The 24,618-nt window shown below is 67.5% G+C and carries 20 protein-coding genes and 1 pseudogene; 5 read left to right on the top strand and 16 right to left on the bottom strand.

All coding sequences use genetic code 11. The features are described from left to right. Positions 1-160: 160 nt before the first annotated feature. Positions 161-648: pseudogene (locus HFP15_RS34955) on the top strand (IS5 family transposase); the annotation flags it as partial. Positions 649-1,092: 444 nt separating this feature from the next. Here the strand turns inward: HFP15_RS34955 and HFP15_RS34950 are convergent. The 6 genes from HFP15_RS34950 to HFP15_RS34925 are packed head-to-tail and all read right to left on the bottom strand — an operon-like array spanning position 1,093 to position 6,696. Beyond that, on the bottom strand, positions 1,093-1,701 hold the full coding sequence (locus tag HFP15_RS34950) for a TetR/AcrR family transcriptional regulator (protein WP_168521551.1): 609 nt from the start codon (positions 1,699-1,701) through the stop codon (positions 1,093-1,095). Between the two features lie 55 nt (positions 1,702-1,756). After that, complete coding sequence (locus HFP15_RS34945) at positions 1,757-2,935, bottom strand: CaiB/BaiF CoA transferase family protein (protein ID WP_168521549.1); 1,179 nt, start codon at positions 2,933-2,935, stop codon at positions 1,757-1,759. Between the two features lie 47 nt (positions 2,936-2,982). Beyond that, positions 2,983-4,086, bottom strand: coding sequence for an ABC transporter substrate-binding protein (locus tag HFP15_RS34940; RefSeq protein ID WP_168521543.1), 1,104 nt, complete (start codon positions 4,084-4,086; stop codon positions 2,983-2,985). Between the two features lie 27 nt (positions 4,087-4,113). Then, a complete protein-coding gene (locus tag HFP15_RS34935) occupies positions 4,114-4,983 on the bottom strand; it encodes an ABC transporter permease (protein WP_168521541.1) in 870 nt (289 codons plus the stop codon). After that, positions 4,958-5,746 carry an ABC transporter ATP-binding protein gene (locus HFP15_RS34930; protein ID WP_168521539.1) on the bottom strand — a complete coding sequence of 263 codons (789 nt, stop codon included), beginning with the start codon at positions 5,744-5,746 and terminating at the stop codon, positions 4,958-4,960. Before HFP15_RS34930 ends, HFP15_RS34935 begins: the two co-directional genes overlap by 26 nt. Then, a complete protein-coding gene (locus HFP15_RS34925) occupies positions 5,731-6,696 on the bottom strand; it encodes an alpha/beta hydrolase family protein (protein ID WP_168521537.1) in 966 nt (321 codons plus the stop codon). The genes HFP15_RS34930 and HFP15_RS34925 overlap by 16 nt, the downstream gene beginning before the upstream one ends. Positions 6,697-6,816: 120 nt before the next feature. Here HFP15_RS34925 and HFP15_RS34920 point away from each other — a divergent pair, with 120 nt between their 5' ends. The 4 genes from HFP15_RS34920 (at position 6,817) to HFP15_RS34905 (ending at position 10,343) form a co-directional block, all read left to right on the top strand. Then, positions 6,817-7,533 carry an aldehyde dehydrogenase family protein gene (locus tag HFP15_RS34920; protein WP_281355718.1) on the top strand — a complete coding sequence of 239 codons (717 nt, stop codon included), beginning with the start codon at positions 6,817-6,819 and terminating at the stop codon, positions 7,531-7,533. A gap of 130 nt (positions 7,534-7,663) precedes the next feature. Continuing rightward, positions 7,664-8,806 carry a CaiB/BaiF CoA transferase family protein gene (locus tag HFP15_RS34915; protein WP_312871899.1) on the top strand — a complete coding sequence of 381 codons (1,143 nt, stop codon included), beginning with the start codon at positions 7,664-7,666 and terminating at the stop codon, positions 8,804-8,806. Next, complete coding sequence (locus HFP15_RS43145) at positions 8,803-8,979, top strand: hypothetical protein (RefSeq protein WP_168521531.1); 177 nt, start codon at positions 8,803-8,805, stop codon at positions 8,977-8,979. The genes HFP15_RS34915 and HFP15_RS43145 overlap by 4 nt, the downstream gene beginning before the upstream one ends. Then, positions 8,976-10,343, top strand: a complete 1,368-nt coding sequence (locus tag HFP15_RS34905; RefSeq protein WP_168521529.1) for an amidase — start codon at positions 8,976-8,978, stop codon at positions 10,341-10,343. The genes HFP15_RS43145 and HFP15_RS34905 overlap by 4 nt, the downstream gene beginning before the upstream one ends. Here the strand turns inward: HFP15_RS34905 and HFP15_RS34900 are convergent. The 10 genes from HFP15_RS34900 to HFP15_RS34855 form a co-directional block, all read right to left on the bottom strand. Beyond that, positions 10,333-11,805, bottom strand: coding sequence for an aldehyde dehydrogenase (locus HFP15_RS34900; RefSeq protein WP_168521527.1), 1,473 nt, complete (start codon positions 11,803-11,805; stop codon positions 10,333-10,335). The genes HFP15_RS34905 and HFP15_RS34900 overlap by 11 nt on opposite strands. After that, positions 11,802-13,412, bottom strand: coding sequence for an AMP-binding protein (locus HFP15_RS34895; protein ID WP_168521525.1), 1,611 nt, complete (start codon positions 13,410-13,412; stop codon positions 11,802-11,804). Before HFP15_RS34895 ends, HFP15_RS34900 begins: the two co-directional genes overlap by 4 nt. Continuing rightward, on the bottom strand, positions 13,412-14,302 hold the full coding sequence (locus HFP15_RS34890; RefSeq protein ID WP_168521523.1) for an amidohydrolase family protein: 891 nt from the start codon (positions 14,300-14,302) through the stop codon (positions 13,412-13,414). Before HFP15_RS34890 ends, HFP15_RS34895 begins: the two co-directional genes overlap by 1 nt. Before the next feature lie 25 nt (positions 14,303-14,327). Further along, positions 14,328-15,524, bottom strand: coding sequence for an acyl-CoA dehydrogenase family protein (locus HFP15_RS34885; protein ID WP_168521521.1), 1,197 nt, complete (start codon positions 15,522-15,524; stop codon positions 14,328-14,330). Positions 15,525-15,534: 10 nt separating this feature from the next. Continuing rightward, complete coding sequence (locus HFP15_RS34880) at positions 15,535-16,650, bottom strand: acyl-CoA dehydrogenase family protein (protein WP_168521519.1); 1,116 nt, start codon at positions 16,648-16,650, stop codon at positions 15,535-15,537. A gap of 9 nt (positions 16,651-16,659) precedes the next feature. Continuing rightward, positions 16,660-17,772 (bottom strand): CaiB/BaiF CoA transferase family protein, encoded by a 1,113-nt coding sequence (locus tag HFP15_RS34875; RefSeq protein ID WP_168521517.1) that lies wholly within the window; start codon positions 17,770-17,772, stop codon positions 16,660-16,662. 156 nt (positions 17,773-17,928) lie between these two features. Next, entirely contained in the window at positions 17,929-18,651 is a 723-nt protein-coding gene (locus HFP15_RS34870) for an ABC transporter ATP-binding protein (RefSeq protein WP_168521515.1), read from the bottom strand. Then, positions 18,648-21,443, bottom strand: coding sequence for a branched-chain amino acid ABC transporter permease/ATP-binding protein (locus tag HFP15_RS34865; protein ID WP_168521514.1), 2,796 nt, complete (start codon positions 21,441-21,443; stop codon positions 18,648-18,650). Before HFP15_RS34865 ends, HFP15_RS34870 begins: the two co-directional genes overlap by 4 nt. 96 nt (positions 21,444-21,539) lie before the next feature. Next, positions 21,540-22,814, bottom strand: a complete 1,275-nt coding sequence (locus HFP15_RS34860; RefSeq protein WP_168521512.1) for an ABC transporter substrate-binding protein — start codon at positions 22,812-22,814, stop codon at positions 21,540-21,542. A gap of 674 nt (positions 22,815-23,488) precedes the next feature. Beyond that, entirely contained in the window at positions 23,489-24,607 is a 1,119-nt protein-coding gene (locus tag HFP15_RS34855; RefSeq protein ID WP_168521510.1) for an NDMA-dependent alcohol dehydrogenase, read from the bottom strand. Between the last annotated feature and the right edge of the window lie 11 nt (positions 24,608-24,618).

Here is a 24,618-nt window from a genome sequence, read left to right as displayed (position 1 = left end):
GCAGAACCTTCAGATTGGCGAGCAGCCCGGTCTGTTGGCGGAGTTCGTCGGGGCCCGGTTCTGCGTTGACCTTTCCCAAGACATTTCAGCAAACGCGACCGCGGTACTAAGAGCGTGTCTCGTTTGGATCTTGGGGGCTGAGTTGTCATGATCTTGTGTTGTGATCGACTCACTGTCGCAACGGTTGGTGCCCGACGAGTTGTGGGCACTGGTGGAACCGTTGATCCCGCCGGCAAAGGTACGCCCCCAGGGGGGTGGGCGCTCGAGAACGGATTCGCGGGCGGTATTCACGGCGATCGTGTTCGTGCTGACCAGCGGCTGCGCCTGGCGGCACCTGCCACCGTCGTTTGGGGTGACCGTTCCCACGGCACATCGGACCTTCACCGAATGGACCGAGGTCGGACTGTGGCGACAGATACACCACGCAGTGCTGGACGAACTCGGCAGCCGGGGCCTCATCGACTGGTCCCGCGCGGTTCTCGACGGAGCATCCGTCAGGGCCAAAAAAGGGGCGGATTGACCGGACCCAGTCCGGTCGACCGCGGCAAACCCGGTTCGAAGATCCACGCCCTGTCCGACCGAGCCGGTTTGCCCCTGACCGTCGCCATCTCCGCAGCCAACACCCACGACAGCCACGCGCTGAAACCGGGCGGCAGCGCGCTGTGCCTGCGCCTCATTGATCGACTCAACGAGCGCGGTCGGCTCAACCCCTGCCTCGATCGCCGATCTGAGCCGGCGCAACCTCGCCTCCGCCGCGTCCAGCCGCTTTCGCGCCGACTCATGCGCTCCAGTGTTGGGCCCGTTCCCTTGAGAGGCGATGAGAGCCCCGACGGGCGGTTGCGAAGGCCGCCCGACCGCGACGGCGAGGCCGGGTAGCCAGATCAGCGACCACCGCCGCCGAGTTCCTGGGCCAGGTCCCGCGCCGGCGCAGGGGCGGCCGCCGCGCGCGAGGGCGGTCCGCCCGCGTCCGTTCCGCCCCGTTCGCTTACCCCGTCGACTGCTCCGGCGGTCGCGGAACCCCGCTCGCCCGAACACGGCGCGGTCGTGCCGCCGCGCTCGGCGTGTCCACTCCGGACGATCGGTCTGGGATGTTCAGCCCTCTCGTGCCATCGCTTCGAGTACGCGGTCGTGGACTGCCAGCACGCGGGCGTCGAGCTGGTCGACCGGGACGCCGAGGTCGCGGGCGATCGCTTCCCGGAAGATCAGGTATCCCTTGTACGCCGCCACCATGAAGGTGTGCATGGCGAGCGCATCGGAGCCGGCCGGGAGGTCGCCGTTGCGCTGATCCCGTTCCAGCGCGGCTTTCGTCTTTTCGATCTCCGGCAACGGGTGATAGTCGGGATCGCCGTCGATGGCGAGCAACGCCTCCACCAGAGTGGACGCCGGGTTGGCCAACGCACTGCGGAACATGGCCTTGCGGCGCCCGAGGAACGATTTCTCCCAATGCCGTTTCGCCCCGGCCGCCCACTCCCGCGCGCGATGGGCGACCGCCGCCCTCAGCAGCGACCGTCGATCGCCGAAGTACTGGTAGATCTGGCCACGGTTCACCCCGGACCGCTCGGCCACCTCCTGCAGGTTCAGCCCGGCGAAAATGCCGTCGCGCTGGAGCAGGTCGTAGGTCGCCTGCAGCAGGTCGGCCTCCGTGCGGGCCCGATCCCGCGATCGCCGGCCCTGCGCCGTCTGCCCGGCAGTGTCGTTCACATCATCTCCTGGGTTGGTCGTGGCCCTGGATTCGAACAGCCATCGTAGTGATCGCTCACACCACGCCTTGCTCGCGCAGCGCATCGATGTCGCTCGCGGACAGGCCGAGCAGACCGCCGAGCACCTCGTCAGTGTGCGCGCCCAGCGTGGTTCCCACCCAGCGCACGGTTCCCGGGGTGGCGCTCAGCCTCGGCAGCGGAGCAACCATCGGGACCTCTCCGAACTCGGGGTCGGGAACGGTGACGATCGAGCCGCGGTCCTTGCAGTGCGGGTCGTTCATCAGGTCCGCGACACTCATGATCGGCGATGCCGGGATGTCGGCGTCGCTCAGCAACTTGACGACCTCGTCGGCGGTCAGCCCGCCGACCCACGCACCGATGATCGGGTACAGCTCGTCCTGGTGCTGGATGCGCGCGGCCCGGTCCGCGAAGCGGGAGTCCGCGGCCAGTTCGGGCTGGTTCATGACGGCGGCCAGGCGCCGGAACAACGAATCCGTACCGGCGTGTAAGGACACCCGCCTGCCGTCGGCGGTCACGAAGTCCGACGCGGGCACGATGGCCGGGTTCTTGTTGCCCAGTCGTTCCCGGACCTGCCGGTCCAGACCGAACGCGGTGACCGAGTCCTCACTGGACCGCAGGGCCGCTTCGTACAGGGCCAGGTCGATGACCTGCCCCGAACCCGACTGGACATCGCGATGGTGCAGCGCGGCCACCACCGAAAAAGCCGCCAGGTACGCACTCATGTAGTCGATGACCGAGTACCCGCTGCGCACGGGCGGCCGTTCCGGCTCGCCGGTGACGTAGGTCAGGCCGCTGTACGCGCTGGCGATCCGGTCGAACGCGCCCCTGTCGCGATACGGCCCCGTCAAGCCGAATCCGGTCAGGTACAGCAGCACCGCGCGCGGGTTGAGCGGCTGGAGGTGCTCGGGCAGCATCCGGTAGCGCGCGAGGGTCGGCGGCCGGAAGTTGGTGACCACCACGTCGAAATGCGGCACCAACCGGTGCAGCAGCGCCTGGCCCGCCGGGGTCCGCAGGTCCAGAGCCACGGACTTCTTGTTGCGGCCTTCCTGCAACCAGCCGGCCGATCGCCCTCCGCCGCGGGTGAAGTCACCCACCTTCGGGTCCTCGATCTTGACGACCTCGGCACCGAAGTCGCCGAGGATCGTCGCTGAAACCGGCCCCGCAAGGACGGTCGCGGCGTCGAGGACCCTGATACCGGCCAGCGCGTCGCTCATCGTGTGCTTGTCCTCCGTGGTTGCGTCGGATAGACCTCGTCCGGCCGTCATTTCCCCTGTGCCGCATCGATCACGAGCGACAGGTCGATCAGTTCGCCGGGCTTGACCGGGTTACCGACCTGCAGGGTCCCCGGCACGGACTGGTACATCTTCTGCAGGCTGTCCACCGACTGTGCGGGGACGTTGAAATCGAATGGAACCGACGCCGCCACCCGCAGCGTCTCGACGGTGGTGCCGAGTTGCTGCGCCATCTTGGTCATCACTTCGGTGTTCTGGTGGTAGTCACCGCTGAGGTAGGTGTTCACGGTCCGCTCCAGCGCCCGGAAGAACGCGACGCCCGCGTCCCGGTGCGCGCCGAGCAGCTCGGTGGTCGCGAAGTAGCCGGCGATCTGCATGCTCGCCGGGTAACCGGCTTGGGCCTGGAAAGCGACGCCCGGCTTGAGACTGGCGGTGAAGGGTGCGCCGAGGGTGGCGCCGTCGAGCGACCCGTTGTTGAGGGCCTGTGCCATCGCGGCGATGTCGCTGAACGGTGTCATCCGCACATCGCTCGGGCTGAGGTCGCCCTTCGTGATCAGGTCGTAGAGCCCGTACTCCGAAGGAGCAGCCAGCCCGCCGGGGTTGACCCCGATGTTCTTGCCCTTCAACAGCGCGGGGTTGAAGTCGCTCGCCGACGTGCCGTATTTCGTACTCATGTACACGCCACTGTCCGGTGAGGACGATGCGACACCGGAGACCCAGCGGATCGGCACGCCGTGGCGAAGTGCGTTGAACACCAGGGCCTGCGCTCCCGCGTAGACGAGGTCGATCTTGTTCTGCCCCAGCAAGGTGAGCAGGTTCGGCACCGTGTCGGTGACGAACGTGACGTCGAGGTTCTCCTTGGCGAACTCCCCATAGGTCTGCGCCAGCAGCGCGGGGGCCTCAAGTTCCAGTTTGGACGGTATGCCGACCTTCAGCGACGCGTGCTGCGCCAGCGGTTTGGCTGCCGGTGTGTCCGGCGTGCCGGACAGGCTCACACCCGCGGGCAGGACGGACACCTGCTTCGCGTCGGTAGCCTGTGTTTGCTGGGTGGACGGGGCGCACGCGCTCGTGAACGCCAGCCCGGCGGCCATGACGGCGGCGCACATCGTTCGTGCGCGGGATTTTCCGAACATGCTTTCTCCTGACGGTGACAAGAAGACTCAGGACCGGCGCAGCCGCGGTCGTTGCTGGGGAACGGCGAACTTCATCGCGAAGCTGACGAGGCCGGTGAAGGCCACGCCGATCAGTCCGGCGATGATCACGCCCGCATACATCGTGCCAGGGTCGAACACCTGGGATCGCTGGAAGATCAGGTAACCGAGCCCGCTGTCGCCGGACACCATCTCGATACCGACGATCACGAGGATGGCAATGCCCGCGGTCAACCGGATCGCGGTCGCGATCGCGGGCAGGGCAGCGGGAATGATCACGTGCCGCAGCAGTTGGGTGCGTTTCGCGCCGAGCACGGTCGCCGCGTCGCGGTAACCCTGCTCGACCGAGATCACCGCGGTGGTCGAAGCCAGCACGACGATGAAGAACACCGAGACCGCGACCAGCACGATCTGCGGCATCGAACCGAGCCCGAAGATGAGCAGGAAAACCGGGAACAGCGCGAGCTTGGGCAGCGTGTACAGCGCGACCAGGGTGTGTTCGAGTGCGGCACGGGCGATCCACGACAGGCCGAGCAGGACGCCCAGCGCCACCCCGGCGACGGCGCCGATCCCGTAGCCGATCAGCAGCTTGCGGACCGTGTCGACGATGGCTCCGGTCATCGCACCGTCCTGAATGGATTGAACGCCTGCCTGCCAGATGACGCTCGGTGCGGGGAAGAACCGGGTGTCGAGCGTGCCCAACCGTGCGGCGAGCTCCCAGGCCACGATCAGCAGCACCGGTGTCGCCCAGGCGAGGGTGACCGTGACGGCGCGACGACGCCGCGCGTGCCGCTGCGGCGCCCGTTCGGCCGGGCCAGGGACCCGCCGCACGAGGTCACGGCGGTCCAGCTGGTCATGCGACGTCATGAGCGTGCTCACGTTCTTCCACCTCACCCTTCAGGAGTCGCCAGATGTGGTCTTCGAGCGCGCCGAACTCAGCCGCCGAGCGCGCGGACCGCGTGCGCGGCCGGGGGAACGGAACCGTGATGTCGTCGAGGATGCGGCCCGGTCGTGACGACATCACGACGACACGGTCGGCCAGCAGCAACGCTTCGTCGATGGAGTGGGTGACGAACAGGACCGTGCGGCGATGCGCCTCCCACACCCGCAGCAACTCCTGTTGCAGGACAAGGCGGAGCTGGGCGTCCAGCGCCGCGAACGGTTCGTCCATGAGGAGGATCTCGGGATTGGCCACGAACGCCCGCGCCAGGGCCACCCGCTGCCGCATACCACCGGAAAGCGTTGCCGGGTAGGCGGATTCGAAGCCGGCGACACCCGCCCGGTCGATCCAGTCTCGCGCGACCTCGTTCGCCCGGCCGCGGGAGGCACCCGCGATGTCCAGCGGCAGCCGGACGTTCGCGAGCACGGTCTTCCACGGAAAGATGCCGTAGTCCTGGAACACCATCGAACACAGCGGCGCCCCTGGATCGGCCCGGTCGATGACGAGCTCGCCCGCGGTCGGTGCCGCCAGCCCCGCGACGATGCGCAGCAGTGTCGACTTCCCACATCCGGACGGGCCGACGATGGCGACGAACTCTCCCCGCTCGACGGTCAGGTCGACCGGGCCGAGCGCGTGCACCGTGTGGCCCCGCGCGATGAACGTCCGCTCGACGCCGGTCCCCTTGATCACGATGTCGGACATGCGGTCTCCCGGTGGGTGTGGTCGAGGATCGTCGGGAAAGGACCGCTCGCGAGCCACGCGCCGGCGACCTCGTCGCCGTGCACGTGGTCGGCGAACGCGGTGGTCACGGCCGCGATCGCGGTGCGCACTCGCGCACCGGCCTGGTCCTCGTTGTCGGCCCGGGGAATTCCGCCGAGCTGGTGGTCGCCGCCGCGGACGACCGCGAGGTGCTTGAACCGCGCCGGCGCCCGGTCGAACACCTCCCGCCGCCACGGCAGACCCTCACCCCGGGCGCCGAAGTCGTGAGTGGCCGTGACAGTCAGCACAGGTGTCGTGACGCCTTCCCAGGAGCGTGCGGTGAGTCCACGGTCCCCGCTTCCCTGCGGAGACAACAGGATTCCGCCCACGACGGCCGGGTGCGCGAAGCGCTCGTGGTCCAGCCCGACGTCGAACAGTCGCGTGCCGAGCAGGAGCTGCGCGGTGTAGGCGCCGAACGAATGGCCCGCGACGAGCACCCCGTCGGCCCTGATGCGGGCAGGCACGCGGCTCTGCCCGGCGAGTGAGTCGATGACCGCGTGGACCCGAGCGACTCGGGAGACCCAGTGCTCCCGGTCGAACAACATCGTGTGCAGCAGTTCGCGCACGGACGCGTCCTCGGGTCGTGCCCGCTGCTGCGTGACGGGCAGTCCGAGCCTCGGCCCGGCGATGGCGAGGGAATCACAGAACTGCGGGTGCAGCACCGCATATCCGTGCGATGCCAACCAGACGCCGAGGCCGGCGTAGCCGCGATGGTCGCCGCCGAGCCCATGGCACAGCACCACCGCAGGCAACGGCGTGTCCGAATGCGGGTACCGCACGATGACGGCAACCCGCTGTCCATTGACGACGGCCCAATCGTCGAACTCAGCCGTGACCACCCTGTGTGGTCCCGGCCGGCTCCACCGCGGTCCCGCGTCGTTGCGATCAACCACGTCTGCTCCTTACTAGCGTTTCATTAGTAACGTAACGCTAATAAGTCAGCCCGGCAAGCATCAGATCGGAAGCAGGCAAACGAGGGCGGCGGGGGTGACAACGCTCAAGCAGGGAAATGCCTGGTCCAGCGCGATGTCATGAAACCACTCGCCGACGTCCTCGGCGCACGCATGGGCTCGCTCCGCGTGGGACCGGCCAGCCGCGAGGACACCGAACTCGGCCCGCTGGTCAGCCCGCAAGCGGTCGCGAAGGTCACCGAACTGGTCAACGACGCGGTCAACCGCGGCGCCTCCACCGCCACCGTCGGAACCCGTCGCAGCGGCGTCGGCTACTACTACCCGCCCACCGTGCTCATGGACGTACCCCGCGACGCCGACATCGTCGCCGAAGAAGTCTTCGGCCCCGTCGCCTCCCTCATCCCCTTCGACGACGACGCCGAAGCCATCGCGCTGGCCAACAACACCGAATACGGACTGGCTGCCTACGTCTACGGCGGCGACCTTCGCCGCGCCATGCGCGTGGCCGAGGCACTCGAAGCACACCGAGCGAGTCGACCATCCCGTATACCTCAGCGCGGTCGAGCAAATTCGGTCCCGGTATGCCCGCAAGCTCCGCGCGGGAGGCAGCGCGCTGCACCTGCGCCTCAGATCGACTCGACGAGCGCGGTCGCCTCAACCCCTGCCTCGATCGCCGATCTGGGCCGGCGCAACCTCGCCTCCGCCTCGTCCAGCCGCTTTCGCGCCGAGCGCCGGGGCTCGCGAAGCTGGTACCTCCTCGCGATTCCCATCAGGTCCGTGATGTGTCAGAGTAGCAGATATCTACCGACCGTTTGCTAGTCGGCGGGAGACAGGGATGCCTGGGCGTACACCGTTGACGCGATGCACGCTCCTGACCACCAGCGGCTTCGAGAATCCGCGCACTGTGCGGATCACCGAACCGGCTCACGTAACGCAGGAAAGGCCAACAGTGGGCACGCCACCTTTGCATGGAATCACCGTCGTCTCCCTCGAGCAGGCGGTGGCCGCTCCGTTCGCGACCCGTCAACTCGCCGATCTCGGCGCACGCGTGATCAAGGTGGAGCGACCCGGGGCCGGCGACTTCGCCCGCGGTTACGACCGGACTGTCCTCGGGCAGGCCAGCTACTTCGTCTGGCTCAATCGCGGCAAGGAGAGCATCGAGCTCGACATCAAGAACTCTGCCGACCGCACGGTGCTCGACAACATGATCGCCGGCGCGGATGTGCTGGTGCAGAACCTGATTCCCGGCGCGATGGCGCGCATCGGCCTCGACGCCGCAACGGTGCGCGCGAAGCACCCCGACCTCATTCACGTGTCGATCTCCGGCTACGGCGACCACGGTCCCTACCGCGACAAGAAGGCCTACGACGCACTCATCCAGGCGGAGACCGGCCTGATCGCGGCAACGGGTTCCCCCGAGGCACCGGCGAAGGTCGGCGCCTCGGTCGCGGACATCGCGACGGGTATGTACGCCTACAGCGGCATCCTCACCGCACTCTACCGGCGGGAGCGCACCGGAAGCGGCAGCTCCCTTGACATCGCGATGATCGACGCGGTCGGTGAATGGATGATGCAGCCGGCCTACTACTCGTCGTACGGCGGGAAGCCCTGGCAGCGCACCGGTACACGGCACGGCACCCTCGCACCCTATGGCCCCTACCGCTGTGGTGATGGCGAGCAGGTCTTCCTCGCCGTGCAGAGCGACCGCGAGTGGGAAGTGCTGTGCAGGGAGGTGATCGGCGATCCTTCGATGGTCGGGGACGCGCGCTTCATCCACAATCCCGAGCGCGTCGAGCACAACCGGCTGATCACCGAATCCATCGAACGCGCCTTCGCGGGCAAGACAGTCACCGAAGTCGTGGACCTGTTGGAGAAAACCGGCATCGCCAACGCCCGCCTGCACCAGCCGGCCGACCTCTTCGACCACCCGCAGCTGCGGGCACGCGACCGCTGGCGCACGGTGGACGCCCCCGGTGGCCGGGTCCGGGCACTGCTCCCCCCGGTCTCACTACACGGCACCGAAGCGCTGATGCTGCCCGTGCCCTCGCTCGGCGAGCACAACGAACCGCTCAGGCAGGAGTTCGGCGCGTGACAGCCGACGTTCGCAGTCTGTTGAGCGCCGCCGGACTGACCGTGCAGGAGGACGAGATCGCCGAGATCGCGGCCTGGCTCACGTCCGCGCGCGCCATGGCCGCGCCGCTCCATTCCGGTGCCGAACTGCCGCCCCCTCTCCTGCCGACGCCCACCCGGGAGGACTCGCGGTGACCGGGCCGGGCACGATCACCGAGGCCGCCGCGGCACTGCGCGCGGGAGAAACCACCAGCGTCGCCATCGTCGAGCGTGCGCTCGCCCGCGCCGAGAAGTTCGATCACGCGCTCGGCGCCTTCATCACCAGGTTCGACGACGAAGCCCTCGCCGCCGCGTCGGCCGCGGACGTCGAGCTGTCCGCCGGCACCGACCAAGGTCCATTGCACGGCATCCCGATCGCGATCAAGGATCTGCTCAGCACCCGCGAAGGGCCGACCACGGCGGGGAGCTCCGCGCAGGACCCGGAGTTGTTTCACCGCGCCGATTCCACAGTGGTCGCCCGGCTCCGCGCGGCCGGCGCCGTCATCATCGGTAAGGCCAGCCTCGCCGAGTACGCCGTCGGCGTCCCGGACCTGACCAAACCCTTCCCTGTTCCGCGCAACCCGTGGGCGCCCGATCACTGGGCCGGCGGATCGAGCGGAGGAAGCGCGAACGCGGTCGCCGCCGGGCTCGCGCTCGGCGCGATCGGAACAGACACCGGGGGAAGTGTGCGGCTCCCCGCCGCGTTCTGCGGTATCACGGGCTTGAAGACGACCTGGGGAAGCGTGAATCTCACCGGGTGCATACCCCTGGCTTGGTCCTTCGACACGGTCGGGCCGATGGCACGCAGCGCCGCCGACTGCCGGCTGATCCTGGACGTGATCCGGGATGCACCGCCCGGTGGAGCTCCGGACGAGTTGGCCGATCTCGGCGGACTGCGGATCGGGTACGACCGGCTCGCCGCGGTCACCACCGCCACGGATGATGGCCACGTGGAGGCGTTCGACCTCGCCTTGGCGACCCTGGCCGAGGCCGGCGCCGAGCTGGTCGAGCTGCCCCTACCGGACTACGCCACCATCGTGGCCGCGAACCAGGTGGTCCTGCTCTGCGAGGGGCTGACGCACCACCTCGACGGTCTCCGCGCGAGATGGCTCGGCTACGGCCGCGCCACGCGGCAGTTCCTCCTCGGCGGTCTCGCCTTCACCGGCCCTGACTACGTTCAGGCACAACGCATCCGCGCGCGGTCATGGCAACAGGCGACGGCGCTCTTCCGCGACGTCGACTTTCATCTCAGCCCCGTGGCCACGATCGGTGCACCGGCCCTGGACGACCTACTCGAGGGTGACCGGGGCCGGATCTTCGGCTCCACGCACACGCAGTACTGGTCCGCGGTGGGCGTTCCCGCCGTCGCCATCCCGATCGGATTCACGAACACCGGGCTGCCCCTGTCGATGCAGATCGCCGGCGCCGCCGGACGTGACCACGCCGTGCTGGCCGTCGCCGAGGTGTTCCAGTCCAGGACCGATTTCCACCTGGCCGAAGCGAAGTCGTTCAGCCGATGACGAAAGGGTCTCGAGTCGCACCGGTGAGCTCGATCCACACGGTCTTGGTCTCGAGAAACTCCTCCATCGCGTTCGGCCCGCTCTCCCTGCCCCACCCGCTGGCGCCGAAGCCGCCGAAAGGCGCGGTGTAGGACACGGCCCGGTAGGAGTTCACCCAGACCGTGCCCGCACGGAGCTTGCCCGCGACGCGGTGCGCACGCTGGATGTTGCTGGTCCACACCCCTGCGGCGAGGCCGTACTTGGAGTCGTTGGCGATCGCCACCGCCTCCTCCTCGCCGTCGAACGGGATCACGGCGAGGACGGGACCGAAGACCTCTTCTTGCGCGATGACCATGTCGTTGCGCACGCCGGTGAGGATCGTCGGCTCGTAGAAGAAGCCGCCGAGCTCGGACTTCCTGCCGCCTGTGCGCACCTGCGCACCGTCGGCGCGGGCATCGGAGACCATGCCGGTGACCTTGGCGAGTTGCGCGGCTGTCGCCAAGGGGCCCATCTCCGTCTTCGGATCCATGGGGTCGCCGAGCACGATCGTGGCCGCGCGCGCGGCGAGACGGTCGACCAGCTCGTCGTGGATCGATCGCTCCACCACCAGGCGCGATCCGGCGATGCAGGTTTGGCCGCCCGCGGCGAAGATGCCCGAGATCACGCCGTTGGCGGACGCCGCCGGATCGCTGTCCGCGAACACGATGTTGGGGGACTTGCCACCCAGCTCCAGCATCACGCGCGTGAGGTTGTCGGCGGACGACTTCACGATGGCGCTGCCGGTCGCGGACGATCCGGTGAAGGCGATCTTGTCGAGGTGTGGACTGGCCGACAGCGCCGCGGACGTCTCGATCGAGTCGGCCGTGATGACGTTCAGGACACCGGGCGGAAACCCGACCTCGTCGACGATCTGTGCGAACGCTGCCGTCGACGCCGCCGCCTGTTCCGACGGTTTGATCACCACGGTGCAGCCCGCCGCCAGCGCCGCGGCGAGCTTCCAGGTCAGCAACAGCAGCGGAGAGTTCCACGGGATGAACATGCCGACCACACCGGCCGGCTCGCGCTGGGTGTAGAGCAGGAAATTCGGACGATCGGAGGGGATCGTCTCGCCGGTGATCTTGTCCGCGAGGCCGCCGTAATACTCGTACCATCGCGGCAGATACGACGTCTGCACGGCCATTTCACGCAGCAGTTTCCCGTTGTCGGTCGACTCGATCCTCGCCAGCCGGCCGGCGTTCTCGTCCAGAGCTCCGGCCAGTTTGGCCAACAGCCGGCCACGGTCGCGCCCCGGCATCTCGCGCCAGGGCGAACCGGGTTCGAACGCGCGCTTGGCGGCCAGCGTGGCTCGCTCGACATCAGCCGGGCCGGCGTCGGCAAGCCGCGCCCACACCTCACCCGTGTACGGGTTGATCGAGTCGAACGTTCGGCCGTCTTGGGCGTCGACGAACTGCCCGTCGATGTAGAGTCGGAAATTCTCGGTCATCGGTTGCTCCCCTTCGTCCCGGCCACCGCCGGCACCATGCACTGGGTTTCCCGGTCAAAGGTGTTGTCGTTCAACGGGTCGCGGCGCAACTTGGCCTTCTGCACCTTCATGGTGGCGTCCGTCTTGGGAAGGTCGGTGACGAACTCGAGGTAGCGCGGCACCATGTAACGCGGCATCTTCTCCGTGAGCCAGTCGAGGAGTTCCGCCTCCGTCAGTGAGCTGCCCGGCGCGCGAACGGCGACCACCTTGACGTCGTCCTCGCCGAGCGCGGACGCTACGGCGATCGCTGCGGCCTCGTCCACGTCCGGGTGGTCGATCACGAAGCTCTCCACCTCGAAGCTGGAAATGTTCTCGCCCCGACGACGAATCGAATCCCGCATCCGATCGATGAAATAGAAGTTGCCGTCCTCGTCGTACTTGAATGCGTCCCCGGTGTGGAACCAGCCGTTGACCCAGGCCTCGGCGGTCTTCTGCGGCATCTTGTAGTAGCCCGCGTTCAGCACCCAGGGGTGCTTACTGCGCACGAGCAGCTCACCGATCTCGCCGGGCCCCAGCGGATAGTCGTGTGCGTCGACGATCCGGGCCTCGAAGTCGTCGCGAAGCCGGCCGCAGGCCTCGAGCACGGGCGGGAAATCCTCGTCGTACAGGAAAAGCTGCCCGACCTCGGTCGTGCCGTACGCCGTCGTGCAGGACTCGATTCCGAAGCGCTCCATGAACTTGCGCACCTGCGCGAAAACCGGGTACGGGGTGATGCCGCGCAACGGGTTGTCCGCGTCGTCGTCCTTGACCGGCGCCACCATGAGGATCTGCGCCATCGCTTCGGAGAACAGCGAATGCGTGATGCCGAACGCGCGGACCTCGTCCCAGAACTTCCCCGCGCTGAACGTCTCCCGCATGACGAGCGTGACCTGCACGTCCGCCGCGATGAACACGATCGACTTGCCGCCGAGGTGGAACGGCGCCCAGAAGTGGTAGGTCTTGTCCCCGGGCCGCAGGAAGCGCTGGAACTCCGTCGAGCTCATCTCCGCCCACGGGATCATCACGCCCTTCGAAGGGCCCGTCGTGCCCGACGTCCAGACGATGCAGGAAAGGTCCCACGGGTCGGGCGGCACGAAATCCCGCGCGGGAACGACGCCGTCGAACAGCTCCGCGCCGGTCACCACCCGCTGGGCGAAACCGGTCACCGGCTCGATGGCGTCCCAGACCACGAGGGTCTCGATCTTCGGGAGGTCGCCGATCACCTCCGCCACGGCGTCGAGGTAACGCTGCGACACGATCCAGACGCGCGCGTCGGACCAGTCGGCGGTGTACTGGAGGATCTTGCCGCGGTAGGCCGTGTTGAGTGGCACTTCGACCGCGCCCAGCCACGCCAACCCCAGCCAGGACTGGTAGGCGTTCGGGTCGTTCGGCTGCATGTTCAGTACGTTGTCGCCGCGCGAGACTCCCAGTCGGCGCAGCGCCGTCGCCCAGCGCAGAACGTCCTCGTGGAACTGGGAGTAGGTGATCACCCGGCCGTCGACGTGCTCGACGAAAACCTGGTCGGGCCGCTGCTCGGCGTGGCGGGCGATGATGTTGGGCAGCAGGCCCTCCCGGCCGACGGAGTCCATCAGTCCTCGCCGCCTCTCCAGAACACGCGATCGGCGTTGTCGTGCAGGAAGGCCCGCCAGGCCGCGTCCGGCAGGTCCAGGTCGGCGAGCTCAAGCATCGCCCGATCCCACTGCACCAAAGGGTAGTCGGTGGCGAACATGACCTTGTCGCGGCCGCGCGAGGAGCGCAGGAAGTCCACCGTTTCCCTCGGGTAGTACTTCGGCACGAACGCCGAGATCATGTGGTAGAGGTTCGGCCATTTGGCCATCAGCTTGACCAGGACGTTCTGCCACGGCTCGCCGCCGTGCGTCGAGACGATGGTGAGCTCGGGAAAGAAGTAGCACACTTCGTCGAAATAGATCGGGTTCTGGATTTCACTGGGCAGGCGCGGGGCGGAGATCCCCGTCGTGACCGTGACCGGGATGTCCAGCTCGGCGCATTTGGACAACAAGGGGTAGTAGATCTTGTCGTTGATGGGCTTGCCCCACCGCACGGGCGTTATGCGCAGGGCACGTGCACCGTCGTTGCGCACCATCGAGTCGAGTGCTCGCACGGCCCGCACCCCGTCGTTGGGATCTGCCCGGACCGCGAGCGCGAACCGATCGGGGTACTTCTGGACCACGTCGAGTGCCCAACGGTGATCGTCTTCGTACGTGCGGTCCGCCGAAGTCGTCGGCGTGCTCAGCAGGACCTTCTTGATTCCCCAGAGGTCCATCTGCTCGACGAGCTGCTCGACGGTCTCCTTCGGCGCCACCGTCTTGCCGAAGATGTCGAGTCCGGCCGGTGCACCCTCGCCGCTCCACTTCGCACCCAGCTCGGGAGCGTTTCCGTTCACGTAGACATCGATGATCCCGTCGGGCGATTTCGCCCGTAGGAACTCGATGACCCGGGCTCGGTCCTCGGCGACCATTGCTCGTCCCTTCTCACAGACTTTCTCAGATTCTTTCGCGCGGAAGGCCCAGCACTCGTTCGGCGAGGATGTTGCGCTGGATTTCGTCGGTGCCACCACCCAACCGCATCGCGGGCACGCCCAGCACGTACGCCGCCCAGGCGTACGTCCCCCACTCCCCCGAGTCGGCCACGATCCGGTCGCCCAGGACGTTCGAGACCAGCTCAGCCGTGCCGCGGGCGATGAAGGTGTTGAGGAGCTTGCAGATTCCCGGTCCGGCCGGGTGGTCGCTTCCCAGGAGACGCTGGGCGTTGAACTCGAAGACCCGGCGCGTCGTGTAGAGCTGGGCGACCTCCTGACGCACCACCGGGTCGTCGGCCAGACCCAGGTGCCGGACGAGTTCGACGACCCGCTCGTGCGAGACCACGCCGAACGTCGCGTTCGAACCGCCTGGGCGCATCGAAGCGCGCTCGTTGGCGAGCGTGTCCATCGCGACGCGCCAACCTTCGTCGACCGGGCCGAGCCGCATCGAATCCGGGATGCGCACATCGTCGAGGAACACCTCGTTGAAGTGCGCTCCGCCGGTCATCTGCCGCAGCGGACGGGCCTCGACGCCGGCGGTGTCCATCGGCAGCAGGAACATCGTGATGCCCGAGTGCGTGCGCGCATCGGGATTCGTCCGCGCGAGCAGCAACCCGAAGTGGCTGTAGTGGGCGCCCGAGGTCCACATCTTCTGGCCGTTGACAACCCAGTCGCCGTCCGCCCGCACCGCGGTGGTCCGCAACGACGCGAGATCGGAGCCCGCCTCGGGCTCACTGAAAAGCTGGCAGCAGATCACATCGCCGCGGTAGATCGCCCGAAGGTAGCGGTCCTTCGTCTCCGGTATGCCCTCGCGGAGCAACGTCGGCCCCACCATGCCGTGGCCGATGCTGAAGAAGACCTTTTCCGGATGGAGGAAACCCTCCTCGAGTTCGTCGAACTCGCGGGCGTACTCCTGTGGGAGCCCGGCCCCGCCGTACTCCACGGGTCCGGTGATCCAGCCGAAGCCGTTGTCGAACTTGGCCGCCTGCCACTCCTGGGCGCGCTTCAAACCCGCCAGCTCCTCCTCGAGCGAGTGTTCGGGGAAGATGCTGACGTCGTCGGAACCGGCTCCCCAGGCGGAGCAACCCGCGTCGTGTCTGGGCGGCAGGTGCTGCCGGAGCAAGGTGAGGGCTTCGGCCCGGAACTCCTCCATCGTCTTCATCCGGACTCCTTCAGATCCCGAGACGCCGCGCGAGCAGCTCACGGTGGTAGGTGGGGCCGCCGAAGAGCGCGTGAGACGTCCGAGCCCTCTTGAAGTAGAGGTGTGCCGGATGTTCCCAGGTGAAACCGACACCGCCATGGATGTGGATGTTCTCGCTCGCCGCATGGGTGAACGCCTCGGAGCAATACGCCTTGGCGAGACTCGCCACAACGGGAAGCTCGGCGGAGGCCCCGGCCACAGCGGCGGCACCGTGGTAGGCGGCGGATCTGGCCGACTCGACCTCGAGGAGCATGTCCGCGCACTTGTGCTTGATGGCCTGGTAGCTGCCGATCACCCGGCCGAACTGGACGCGCACCTTGGCGTAGTCGACGGACATCTCCAGCACCCTCGCGGCTCCCCCGGCCTGTTCGGCGGCGAGGCCGACGGCCGCGACGTCGAGCGTCCTGGACACGACCGGCCACCCCTCGCCGTCCGCGCCCACGAGCCGGGCGGGGGTGTCCGAGAACCGCACCCGAGCCTGCTTGCGCGTCTTGTCCATAGTGGACATAAGTTCGGTACTCAACCCCGCGGCGCCCCTGTCGACGCCGAAAAGGGAGACGCCCGCGGGTGTGCGCGCCGCGACGAAGACGACGTCGGCGATATGTCCGTCGAGCACGTAACGCTTCTCGCCCGACAGGCGCCAGCCGGCTCCGGACGCGGTCGCGGCGAGGGTCACGCCGCGCTCGTCCCACCGGTCCGAACTTTCCGCGAGTGCGACGGTGGCCAGGAGCGAGCCGTCCGCGATCCCCGGCAGGTACTGCCGCTTGGCCGCTTCGTCACCGGACGCGAGCAGAAGCGTCGCCGCGAGGACAACGCTGGAGAAGTACGGGACGCACGTCAACGCGCGGCCCAGCTCTTCCAGGACGATGGCGAGCTCCACGAAGGTGAAGCCGGATCCGCCGAATTCCTCGGGGATCGCCAGGCCCTGCAGACCGAGCCGGCCGGCCATCGCGCGCCAGACATCCTTGTCGTAGCCGTCCGCGCTGTCCATCAGCCGCCGGACCTCGGTCTCCGGGGACGTGTCCTCGAGAAAGCGCCGCACCGATGCGCGAAACTGCTCCTGCTCCGCACTCAGGATGAGAGACACCGGTTCTCCTCAGGCCTTCGCCGACTGACGCCGCAGCGCAGCGGGAGTGTGCTCGCCCGTGGCCGGCACCACGGTCGCACCGACCGGCCGCACCCCATCGAACGTCACCGGGCACACCGACGTCGGCTGACCGCTGACCCGCTGGTACAGCCCGCGCTCGCTGTTGTAGGGATGGAGGAATGCCTCGTTCATCGACAGCACCGGTGTGACGCACGCGTCGAACTGCTCGAAATGCTCCGCCCACTCGTCACGGTCGCGCTCGAGGAACTTACGAGTGAAGTCGGCGCGCATGGCCGGCCACCAGTTCGGATCGTGCTGGTGCTCAAGGTACACCTCCGGCAGCCCGAGCCCCTTGATCAGATCGGCGAAAAACGGCGGCTCGATCGCGCCGAGCGCCACGAACTTGTTGTCGCGCGTGCGGTACGTGCCGTAGAACGGGCGGCCGCCGTCGATCATGTTCATCTGGCGCTCGTCCTGCCACCAGCCGCGTGTCAGCGCGGAATACACCTGCGACATGAGGGCCGCGGCACCGTCAACCATGGCCGCCTCGACGACCTTGCCTGCACCGGTGTTCGACCGCTCGAAGAGCGCGGCCAGGACGCCCATGATCAGCATCATGGAGCCGCCGCCGTAGTCGCCGAACAAGTTGAGCGGCGGAACCGGCGGGCCCTCGTGCGGGCCGACCGCGTGCAGCGCTCCCGTGAGCGCGATGTAGTTGATGTCGTGACCGCCCTTGGCGGCCAGGCGGCCCTGCCGTCCCCAGCCCGTCATGCGGCCGTACACCAGACGCGGGTTGCTCTTGCGGCACTCCTCGGGACCGAGGCCCAGGCGCTCCATCACACCTGGCCGGAAACCCTCCAGCAGGACGTCCGCGTCCGCGATCAGCTCACGTGCGCAGCCGAGGTCGTCGCTGCTGCGGAGATTCAGCACCATGGACTTGCGCCCGCGGAACACCGGGTCGCTCTGCTGCAGGGCGTTGGGATCGGCCGGCCTGTCGATCCGCGTGACGTCCGCGCCGAGGTCGGCGAGCATCATCGACGCGACCGGGACCGGTCCGATGCCTCCCACCTCGATGATGCGAAGACCGGTCAGCGGACCGGTGAACGCGGCTGCCTCTGCCATCACGGGCGACCCTCCACAGCGTCGTTCGGTACCGGTTCCACCATGAGCTCGACGTACCGCACCACGAGCCGCACCACCTCGTTGTCTTTCCGCCCACCAAAACCTAACACTGTTCCCGGCCCTCTACCAACCATTCGTTCGTTAACGTTCCGGCGGCTATGCCGTCTGACCGACGGCCGAGGTTCCCAGGTAGGCCGCCTCCAGCAGGGCCGGATCCTTGCGCAGCACCTGGACCGCGCCCTCGAACATGCACTGGCCGTGGTTGAGCACGTAGACCCGTTCGCACGCGCCGAGTGCCATCGCCACATGCTGCTCCACCAGCAGGACGGACAGGCCGGTTTCACGCTGGATGTCGCCGATCATCCCGAACAGACGCTCGACGATGATCGGGGCCAGCCCCATGCTCATCTCGTCGATCAACAGGATGCGCGGCCGCCGGATCAGCGTGCGCGCCAGGGCCAGCATCTGCTGCTCACCACCCGAGAGCAGACCCGCCTTCCGGTTTAGCAGCCGCGCGAGCTCGGGGAACCAGGACGTCACCTGGTCGAGATCGCGGCGCAGTGTACGGGTGCCGAGCGCGAGGTTGTCACGCACCGTGAGCTGGTAGAACAGCGACTTGTCCTCCGGGACGTGACCAACGCCCATGCGGGCGACGCGATGCGGCCTGCGCCCGGCCAGATCCTGGCCGAGCAGCTCGATCGACCCGCGGGAAGGCTGCAGCAGCCCGGAGATCGTCAGCAAGGTGGTGGTCTTCCCGGCCCCGTTGGGTCCGAGCAAGCCCACCACCTCACCCTCGCCGACCTCGAGGTCGAGATCCCGGACCGCCGCGACGGCACCGTAGCCCGATGTCATGCCTGCAAGCCGCAAGACGGCGCTCATGCCGTCACCTCCGGACGTTCCCCTTGGCCCGCTTCGTGCGCCATCGAACCGAGGTAGGCCTCGAGCACGAGCTCGTTGCTCCGGACGCTGTCGACATCGCCTTCCGCCAACAGCGATCCGAAGTTCAGGACGTAGACGTAATCGCAGTGCTGAAAGACCAGGTCCATGTCATGGTCGATGAGCAGGACACCGATGCCCGCTTCCGCGATGCGCCGCAGATGCCGGCCCAGCTCACCGCTCTCACGGGAGTCGAGTCCCGCTGCCGGCTCGTCGAGGATCAGCATCTTGGGCGCCTGGCAGACCGCGCGGGCGACGCCGAGGCGGCGGCGCTGTCCGTTCGACAGTTCCGAAGGCCAGCGATCGGCGTAGCCGGAGAGATCGAACAATTCCAGGATATTGCCCTCCTGGCTCGCACGGTTCGTCTTCCGCTCCTTGCGCCGGTCGCTGACCTGCACGTTCTCGGAGACGAGCAGGTCGTCGAACACGTCGGATGTCTGGAAAGTCCGGGCCATGCCCAATTTCGCCCGCTGCTGTGGAGCCCTGCCCGTCAGATCTTGCCCGAGGAGCCGGATCGCGCCCTTCGAAGCCGTGAAGCCCGAAAGCGCGTCGACGACCGAGGTTTTACCGGCGCCGTTCGGGCCGATCAGTCCGACCAGCTGCCCCGGTTTCACCTCGAGGTTCAGCCCGTCGACCGCGACCACACCGCCGTAGTGCACGCTGAGATCACGCACCTCGAGCAAGGGCCGGTCCGCCGGGACGCGGTCCGCGGGCAGCCATTCCGTCCAGAACCTCTCCTCGGCGACATCGGCGACCGGCTGCCGCGCAGCAGCGGGCGCGGGGCTCTTCTTCTTCGACGAGAAGAAGCGGCGGAACAGGCTCGCCTGCGCCTTCATCGCTTCGTACCCGCCGTCGGGCTGCATGATCACGACCAGCACGAGGCCGACCCCACCGATCAACGGCACGTAGCTGGCCGGCAGCCCGAAAACGCGTTGGAAGAAGACGAAAGCGAGACCGCCGGCGGCGAGCAGGCCGCCGATGAGGCCGCCGGGAACGTTGGAGATGCCACCCATGTAGGCCACGGCGAGGAACGCGATCGTCACGAAGGCGTCGAAGCTCGCGATGGACAGGTTGCCCTGCTGATAGCCCGTCAGCGCACCCGCGATTCCCGCCAGCAGCGCCGCGACGGCGAAGGCCGCAATCTTGACCCTGGTGATCCGGATGCCCGTGGCCGCCGCGGCGCGTTCGTTGCTCCGGACGGCGAGCATCGTGCGGCCGAGCTGGTGCAGCCGCAGCTTCCCGACCAGGAGGACCACCACCGCGAGCACGACGAGGATGAAGATCCCGAACCAGCGGTTGGGGTAGTCCCCCTTGTTGATCGAGAAGTCGATCCCGAACAGCGTCGGTCCCGCGACCTCCGCGCCGGTCGCGCCGCCGACGAACTCCGGAGTCTGGAACAGCCAGTCCTGCACCGTCACGGCGAGCGCCAGCGTCACCACCGCCAGCGCGACACCGCGGATACGCAAGGCCGGCAAGGAGATCACGATGCCGACGGCCGCGGCCGCCAGCGCACCGAGGATGCCGTCGAAGGGAAACGGCACGTGCCAGGACGTCGACAGGTGACTCACGAGGAAACCGCTGATGCCCGCGATGGTCATCGTGGCGAGGGAGATCTGCCCGAGATAACCCGTAAGCACCACGAACGACAGGCACACGATCGCGGCGATCATCGACAGGATGACCGCGAGGCGGTAAGGCGGCGGAAGCACGAGCACGAGTACCAGGCAGACGAGGACCGTCCCCAGCGTCAGGGGCCACGGAGAGCGCGGCGGCGCCGAACGCGGCAGCCGGGGTTCGACCAGGCTGGCGCGAGTCGGCAGTTTGTCCCCGAAGAAGTAGAGCGCACCGATGATCGCCAGCAGCGGAATCACGCGCGTGACGTCTTCCTTCGGGAACCACGAGAGCACGGTCTTGAGTTTCACGACCTCGGACTCGAGCATGCCGATCACGAGCCCGGCGACGATCGTGCCGGTGATGGACGAGAAGCGGCCGATCAGCGCCGCCGCGAGAGCCGGGATCACCAGGTAGATCAGGCTCACCGGGTTGAGCCCCACGATGGGGGCCAGCAGGATGCCGGCCATTCCGGCGATGACGGACCCCAGCGCCCAGTTCACCGCACCGATGCGGTTCGGCGAGTAGCCCAGCAGGGAGGCGCCTTTCTCGTTCTCCGCCGAGGCCAGCGTGACGAGCCCGAACCGGGTGTACTTGTACAGTGCGCCCAGGGCCAGGCCGACGACGATCGTGATGCCGGTGAGGATGAAGCGGTCTCGCGGGAGGGTGAGGCCGAAGAGCTTCATCGCGTCCGAGGGCACGACTTCGCTGATGCCCACCTGGATCGAGCCGAACTGCAGCACGGCGATCGCCTGCAGTGTGAGCATGACACCCACGGTCGCGACCACCTTGGCCAGCGGCGGCGAATCACGCAGCCAGCGGAATACGGCCACGTGCAGGAACAGTCCGAGGATCGCCGCCGTCGCGAGCGCGATGACGACGGAGAGCCCCATGCTGACGCCGGTCTCGGAGATGGTCAACGGCGGGACGCCGGGAATCGGGAAGACGTAGGCGCCGTCGGATTGCAGGATCGCGTAGACGTACGCGACCCACATCGCGATGGCACCGTGCGCGAAGTTGATGACGCCGGAGCCCTTGTAGATGAGCACGACGCCGAGACCGAGGAGCGAGTAGGCAGCGCCGGCCCCGAGTCCCAGCAGCAGGTAGAACAAGTAGCTAGACATGGCACCCTGCCAGGAACGCGTTCATAGGAGACTCCATCCGGAAATGCCCGGTGGTGGGGCCGCCCGGCAGGCGGCCCCACCACGTGAATCAGCCGGTCACGCGCCGGCCGGCTTGTTCGCGCCGAAGGCGGCGAGATCGGTGCCGATGAACTGGCCGCCGTCCACGGCCTTGAACTTGCCGTTCTCCAACTGGTACAGCCGTTCGCCCGCACCGCCGCACGCCGACGGGATCGCCGCGTAGGTACCGCATTTGAACAGCGGCGAGCTGCCGAAGGCGTTGCCACTGGTGATCGTCTTGGCCTTGTCCAGGATCGCCTTCGAGTTGGCACCGTCGAATCCGAGCGGCTTCAGGATGTTCTCATACATCGTCATCATGTAACTGAACGACATGAGCGCCTGGCCACCGGTGTTGATCTTGCCGCCCTTCGCGTACGCGGTGAGTGCGTCGTTGAAGGTCTTGATTTCCTGGTTCTCACCGGGGTTGTCCGGCCACGGGCCGAAACTGACGACGTACCAGCCGTTCGCGGCGTTGTTCGTCGCGTCCAGCACCGACCGGTCGGTGCAGAGGGTCTGTGTCACCACCGGTGTCGTGGCACCGAGCTGCTTGTAGGCCTTCATCGCGCCGATACAGCCGGCCTGTGCGGCGTAGAGGATGATGGCGTCCGGCTTTTTGTCCAAAGCGGACTGGATCACGGGGATCCAGTCCGTCGTGGTGGCCGAAGCGCCCACCTTGTCGAGCTGCACGCCCTTGGCAGCCATCCCGGCCACCATTCCGGCCGTGACCGGAGCCATCGCGGCCGCGTCGAGGTAGATGAACGCGACCTTTTTGGCGTGGAGCTTGTCCACGACGGCGTATGCGGCGGCACTGTTGAGCTGGTAGGAACCGGCCGTCCACGAGATGTTGGTCGGCGCGTTCATGCCCGCGGGCGTCACCCCGCCACCGAACGAGGTCAGGCCGGCGGCCTGCCAGATCGGGTACTCGACCGCCTCGGAGTAGTTGTAGGGATTGAGGACCGCGACCACCTTGTCCGCGACCATCTGGTTGGCACAGGCCTGTTCGCTCTCCGGCGTGCTTTGCACGATGCAGGTGTCCAACTTGACCGGGTGCTTGTCGATGCCCCCGAGGCTGGTGTTGATGTACTGCACGGCCGCCTCGGCGGCGACGCGACCCTCCGGGTAGTTCGCGGCGGGATCGTTCTCCGAGCTCAGGTATCCGATGAGCAGCGGCGCCAGCGATGCGTCGGCGGGATTGGAGGGGAGGCCTGCAGCCGTCCCGGCTCCCTCCGAACTCGAACCGCACGCCGCCAGTGTCAAGGCGAGAGCAGCAGCCATGGCACCGATCGCCATGGGCTTGCGCTTGAGGTGTGCCATCACTTGCCCTTTGTTCCTTTCCTTCGCTTGCCCTTCGCGGGCACAGCCGGTCCCAGGTTGCAGCGGAGTGCCAGCCAGAATGTCCACATAGGACATTGCTCGGCGGTGAAGACCGGATCAGCTTCGTCGTCACACCGGCGAAGACCGGCAGAGCGGCGACCGGCTGCCATATCGGTCGTGGTCGAACAGGACGCGGAGACCCTCCGCCGGGGAGATGACCCTCCCATCGGGCGGGACCATAGCGCCGATCTTCATTGAACGACCGCCTTCGCCTCTGACACGTCAGCTGTGGAGTGCGCCCCAGAGTAGTTCGGGTCACAGCTTTTTGTCTACCATTCGGTCGGTAGTTTTTGAACCGTGACCGAGCCCATCGACGACCCGCGAATGTCGGGCTCGCGACTGCATTGACCGGGATCCATGAATGCGGGCGCCTCGCGGCCAGCCGGCGCGACGGCTTCGCCCGCCGGGCCTCGCGCCGGGCAGGACAACCGTCGGACTGCTCTGGAATCTCCATATCGCCGCGATCACGGCGGATGACCCGGGCGGTGAGGTATCCCCGATCGGCTATCGGAAGAACCAGCCAAGCGTCGCGCTCATCGGGTGATACTCGGGGGCCACTTGGTTCGGCGAGCGCTCGCTCGCGGGTCCACCGTGGACCGATCCCGGCGAGGAAGTCAGGCCGAAGCGAAATCGATCATCGGGCGCATCACGCGGCCCGCGTGCATGTCCGCGAATCCCTTGTTGACCTCGTCGAGGGTGTAGGAGCCGGTGATGAGCTCATCGAGCTTGAGCTGACCCTGCTCGTACATCTCCAGCAGCTTCGGCACGTCGCCGGCCGGGGACATCATCCCGTAGAGGGCTCCCTGGATCCGCTTCTGGTACATCGTGAGCATCATCAGGCTCACCGGGATTCCCACGGCGTCCGCCCTCGACACCGAGGTGACGACGACGGTGCCGTCCTTGCGGACAGCGTCGAAGGCGTTCGCCACGTCCTCGCCGGTGAGGACCGCGACGGCGACGATCGCCGAGTCGGCACCCTGACCATTGGTGAGGGACATCGCCAGTTCGGTTGCTTCGCCGATGGTGGCGAACGCGTCGGTCGCACCGAGTTTTAGTGCCGTGTCGCGCTTGAGCTCGTGGGGGTCGACAGCAATGACTCTCCTCGCCCCGGCGTGGGCTGCCCCCTGCACGGCGTTGATGCCGACACCACCGGTGCCGACCACGATGACGACGTCGCCGGGCCGCACCTTGGCGCCGTTGACGGCCGATCCCCAGCCGGTGGGCACGCCGCAGCCGAGCAAAGCCGCCGCGCGCAACGGAAAGCGCTTGTCGATCTTGACGCACGACCACTGGGACACGGTGATGAATTCCGAGAACGTGCCGAGCACCGACTGCTGACCGACCGGCGTGCCGTCGAGGTGCATGCGGAAGGTGCCGTCCAGCATGGCGCCGGTCATGAGCAGCGCGCCGTTCTGGCAGAGCGTGTGCTGGCCGCGCGCACAGAACGCGCACCGGCCACAGCTCGGGATGAAGGACGTGACGATGTGGTCGCCGACCTCCAGCCCCTGCACACCGGGCCCCACCGCCTCGATCACGCCGGCACCCTCGTGCCCACCACACACCGGCAAATGCTGCATCGGCGTGTCGCCCTTGGCGGGGTGATCGTCGGAGTGGCAGAGCCCCGACGCCACCATGCGGACGAGGACTTCGTGGGGACCCGGACCATCCAGGTCGACTTCGTGGATTTCGTACTCACCTGGCTGCCGCATCAGCAGCGCCGCTCTGGTCTTCATGGTTGCCTCTC

Origin of the sequence: Amycolatopsis acididurans (genome assembly GCF_012328925.1) — a bacterium.
GTDB classification, from domain to species: Bacteria; Actinomycetota; Actinomycetes; order Mycobacteriales; family Pseudonocardiaceae; genus Amycolatopsis_E; species Amycolatopsis_E acididurans.
The sequence above is the reverse complement of the archived record's forward strand: the minus strand, read 5'-3'. Positions and strand labels throughout refer to the sequence as shown.

Coding starts and splice junctions, on each gene's coding strand:
- HFP15_RS34945 (WP_168521549.1), bottom strand. CDS start 2,935: ATGAGCGACGCGCTGGCCGGTATCAGGGTCCTCGACGCCGCGACCGTC.
- HFP15_RS34940 (WP_168521543.1), bottom strand. CDS start 4,086: ATGTTCGGAAAATCCCGCGCACGAACGATGTGCGCCGCCGTCATGGCC.
- HFP15_RS34930 (WP_168521539.1), bottom strand. CDS start 5,746: ATGTCCGACATCGTGATCAAGGGGACCGGCGTCGAGCGGACGTTCATC.
- HFP15_RS34900 (WP_168521527.1), bottom strand. CDS start 11,805: ATGACCGAGAATTTCCGACTCTACATCGACGGGCAGTTCGTCGACGCC.
- HFP15_RS34895 (WP_168521525.1), bottom strand. CDS start 13,412: ATGGACTCCGTCGGCCGGGAGGGCCTGCTGCCCAACATCATCGCCCGC.
- HFP15_RS34890 (WP_168521523.1), bottom strand. CDS start 14,302: ATGGTCGCCGAGGACCGAGCCCGGGTCATCGAGTTCCTACGGGCGAAA.
- HFP15_RS34885 (WP_168521521.1), bottom strand. CDS start 15,524: ATGAAGACGATGGAGGAGTTCCGGGCCGAAGCCCTCACCTTGCTCCGG.
- HFP15_RS34875 (WP_168521517.1), bottom strand. CDS start 17,772: ATGGCAGAGGCAGCCGCGTTCACCGGTCCGCTGACCGGTCTTCGCATC.
- HFP15_RS34870 (WP_168521515.1), bottom strand. CDS start 18,651: ATGAGCGCCGTCTTGCGGCTTGCAGGCATGACATCGGGCTACGGTGCC.
- HFP15_RS34865 (WP_168521514.1), bottom strand. CDS start 21,443: ATGTCTAGCTACTTGTTCTACCTGCTGCTGGGACTCGGGGCCGGCGCT.
- HFP15_RS34860 (WP_168521512.1), bottom strand. CDS start 22,814: ATGGCACACCTCAAGCGCAAGCCCATGGCGATCGGTGCCATGGCTGCT.
- HFP15_RS34855 (WP_168521510.1), bottom strand. CDS start 24,607: ATGAAGACCAGAGCGGCGCTGCTGATGCGGCAGCCAGGTGAGTACGAA.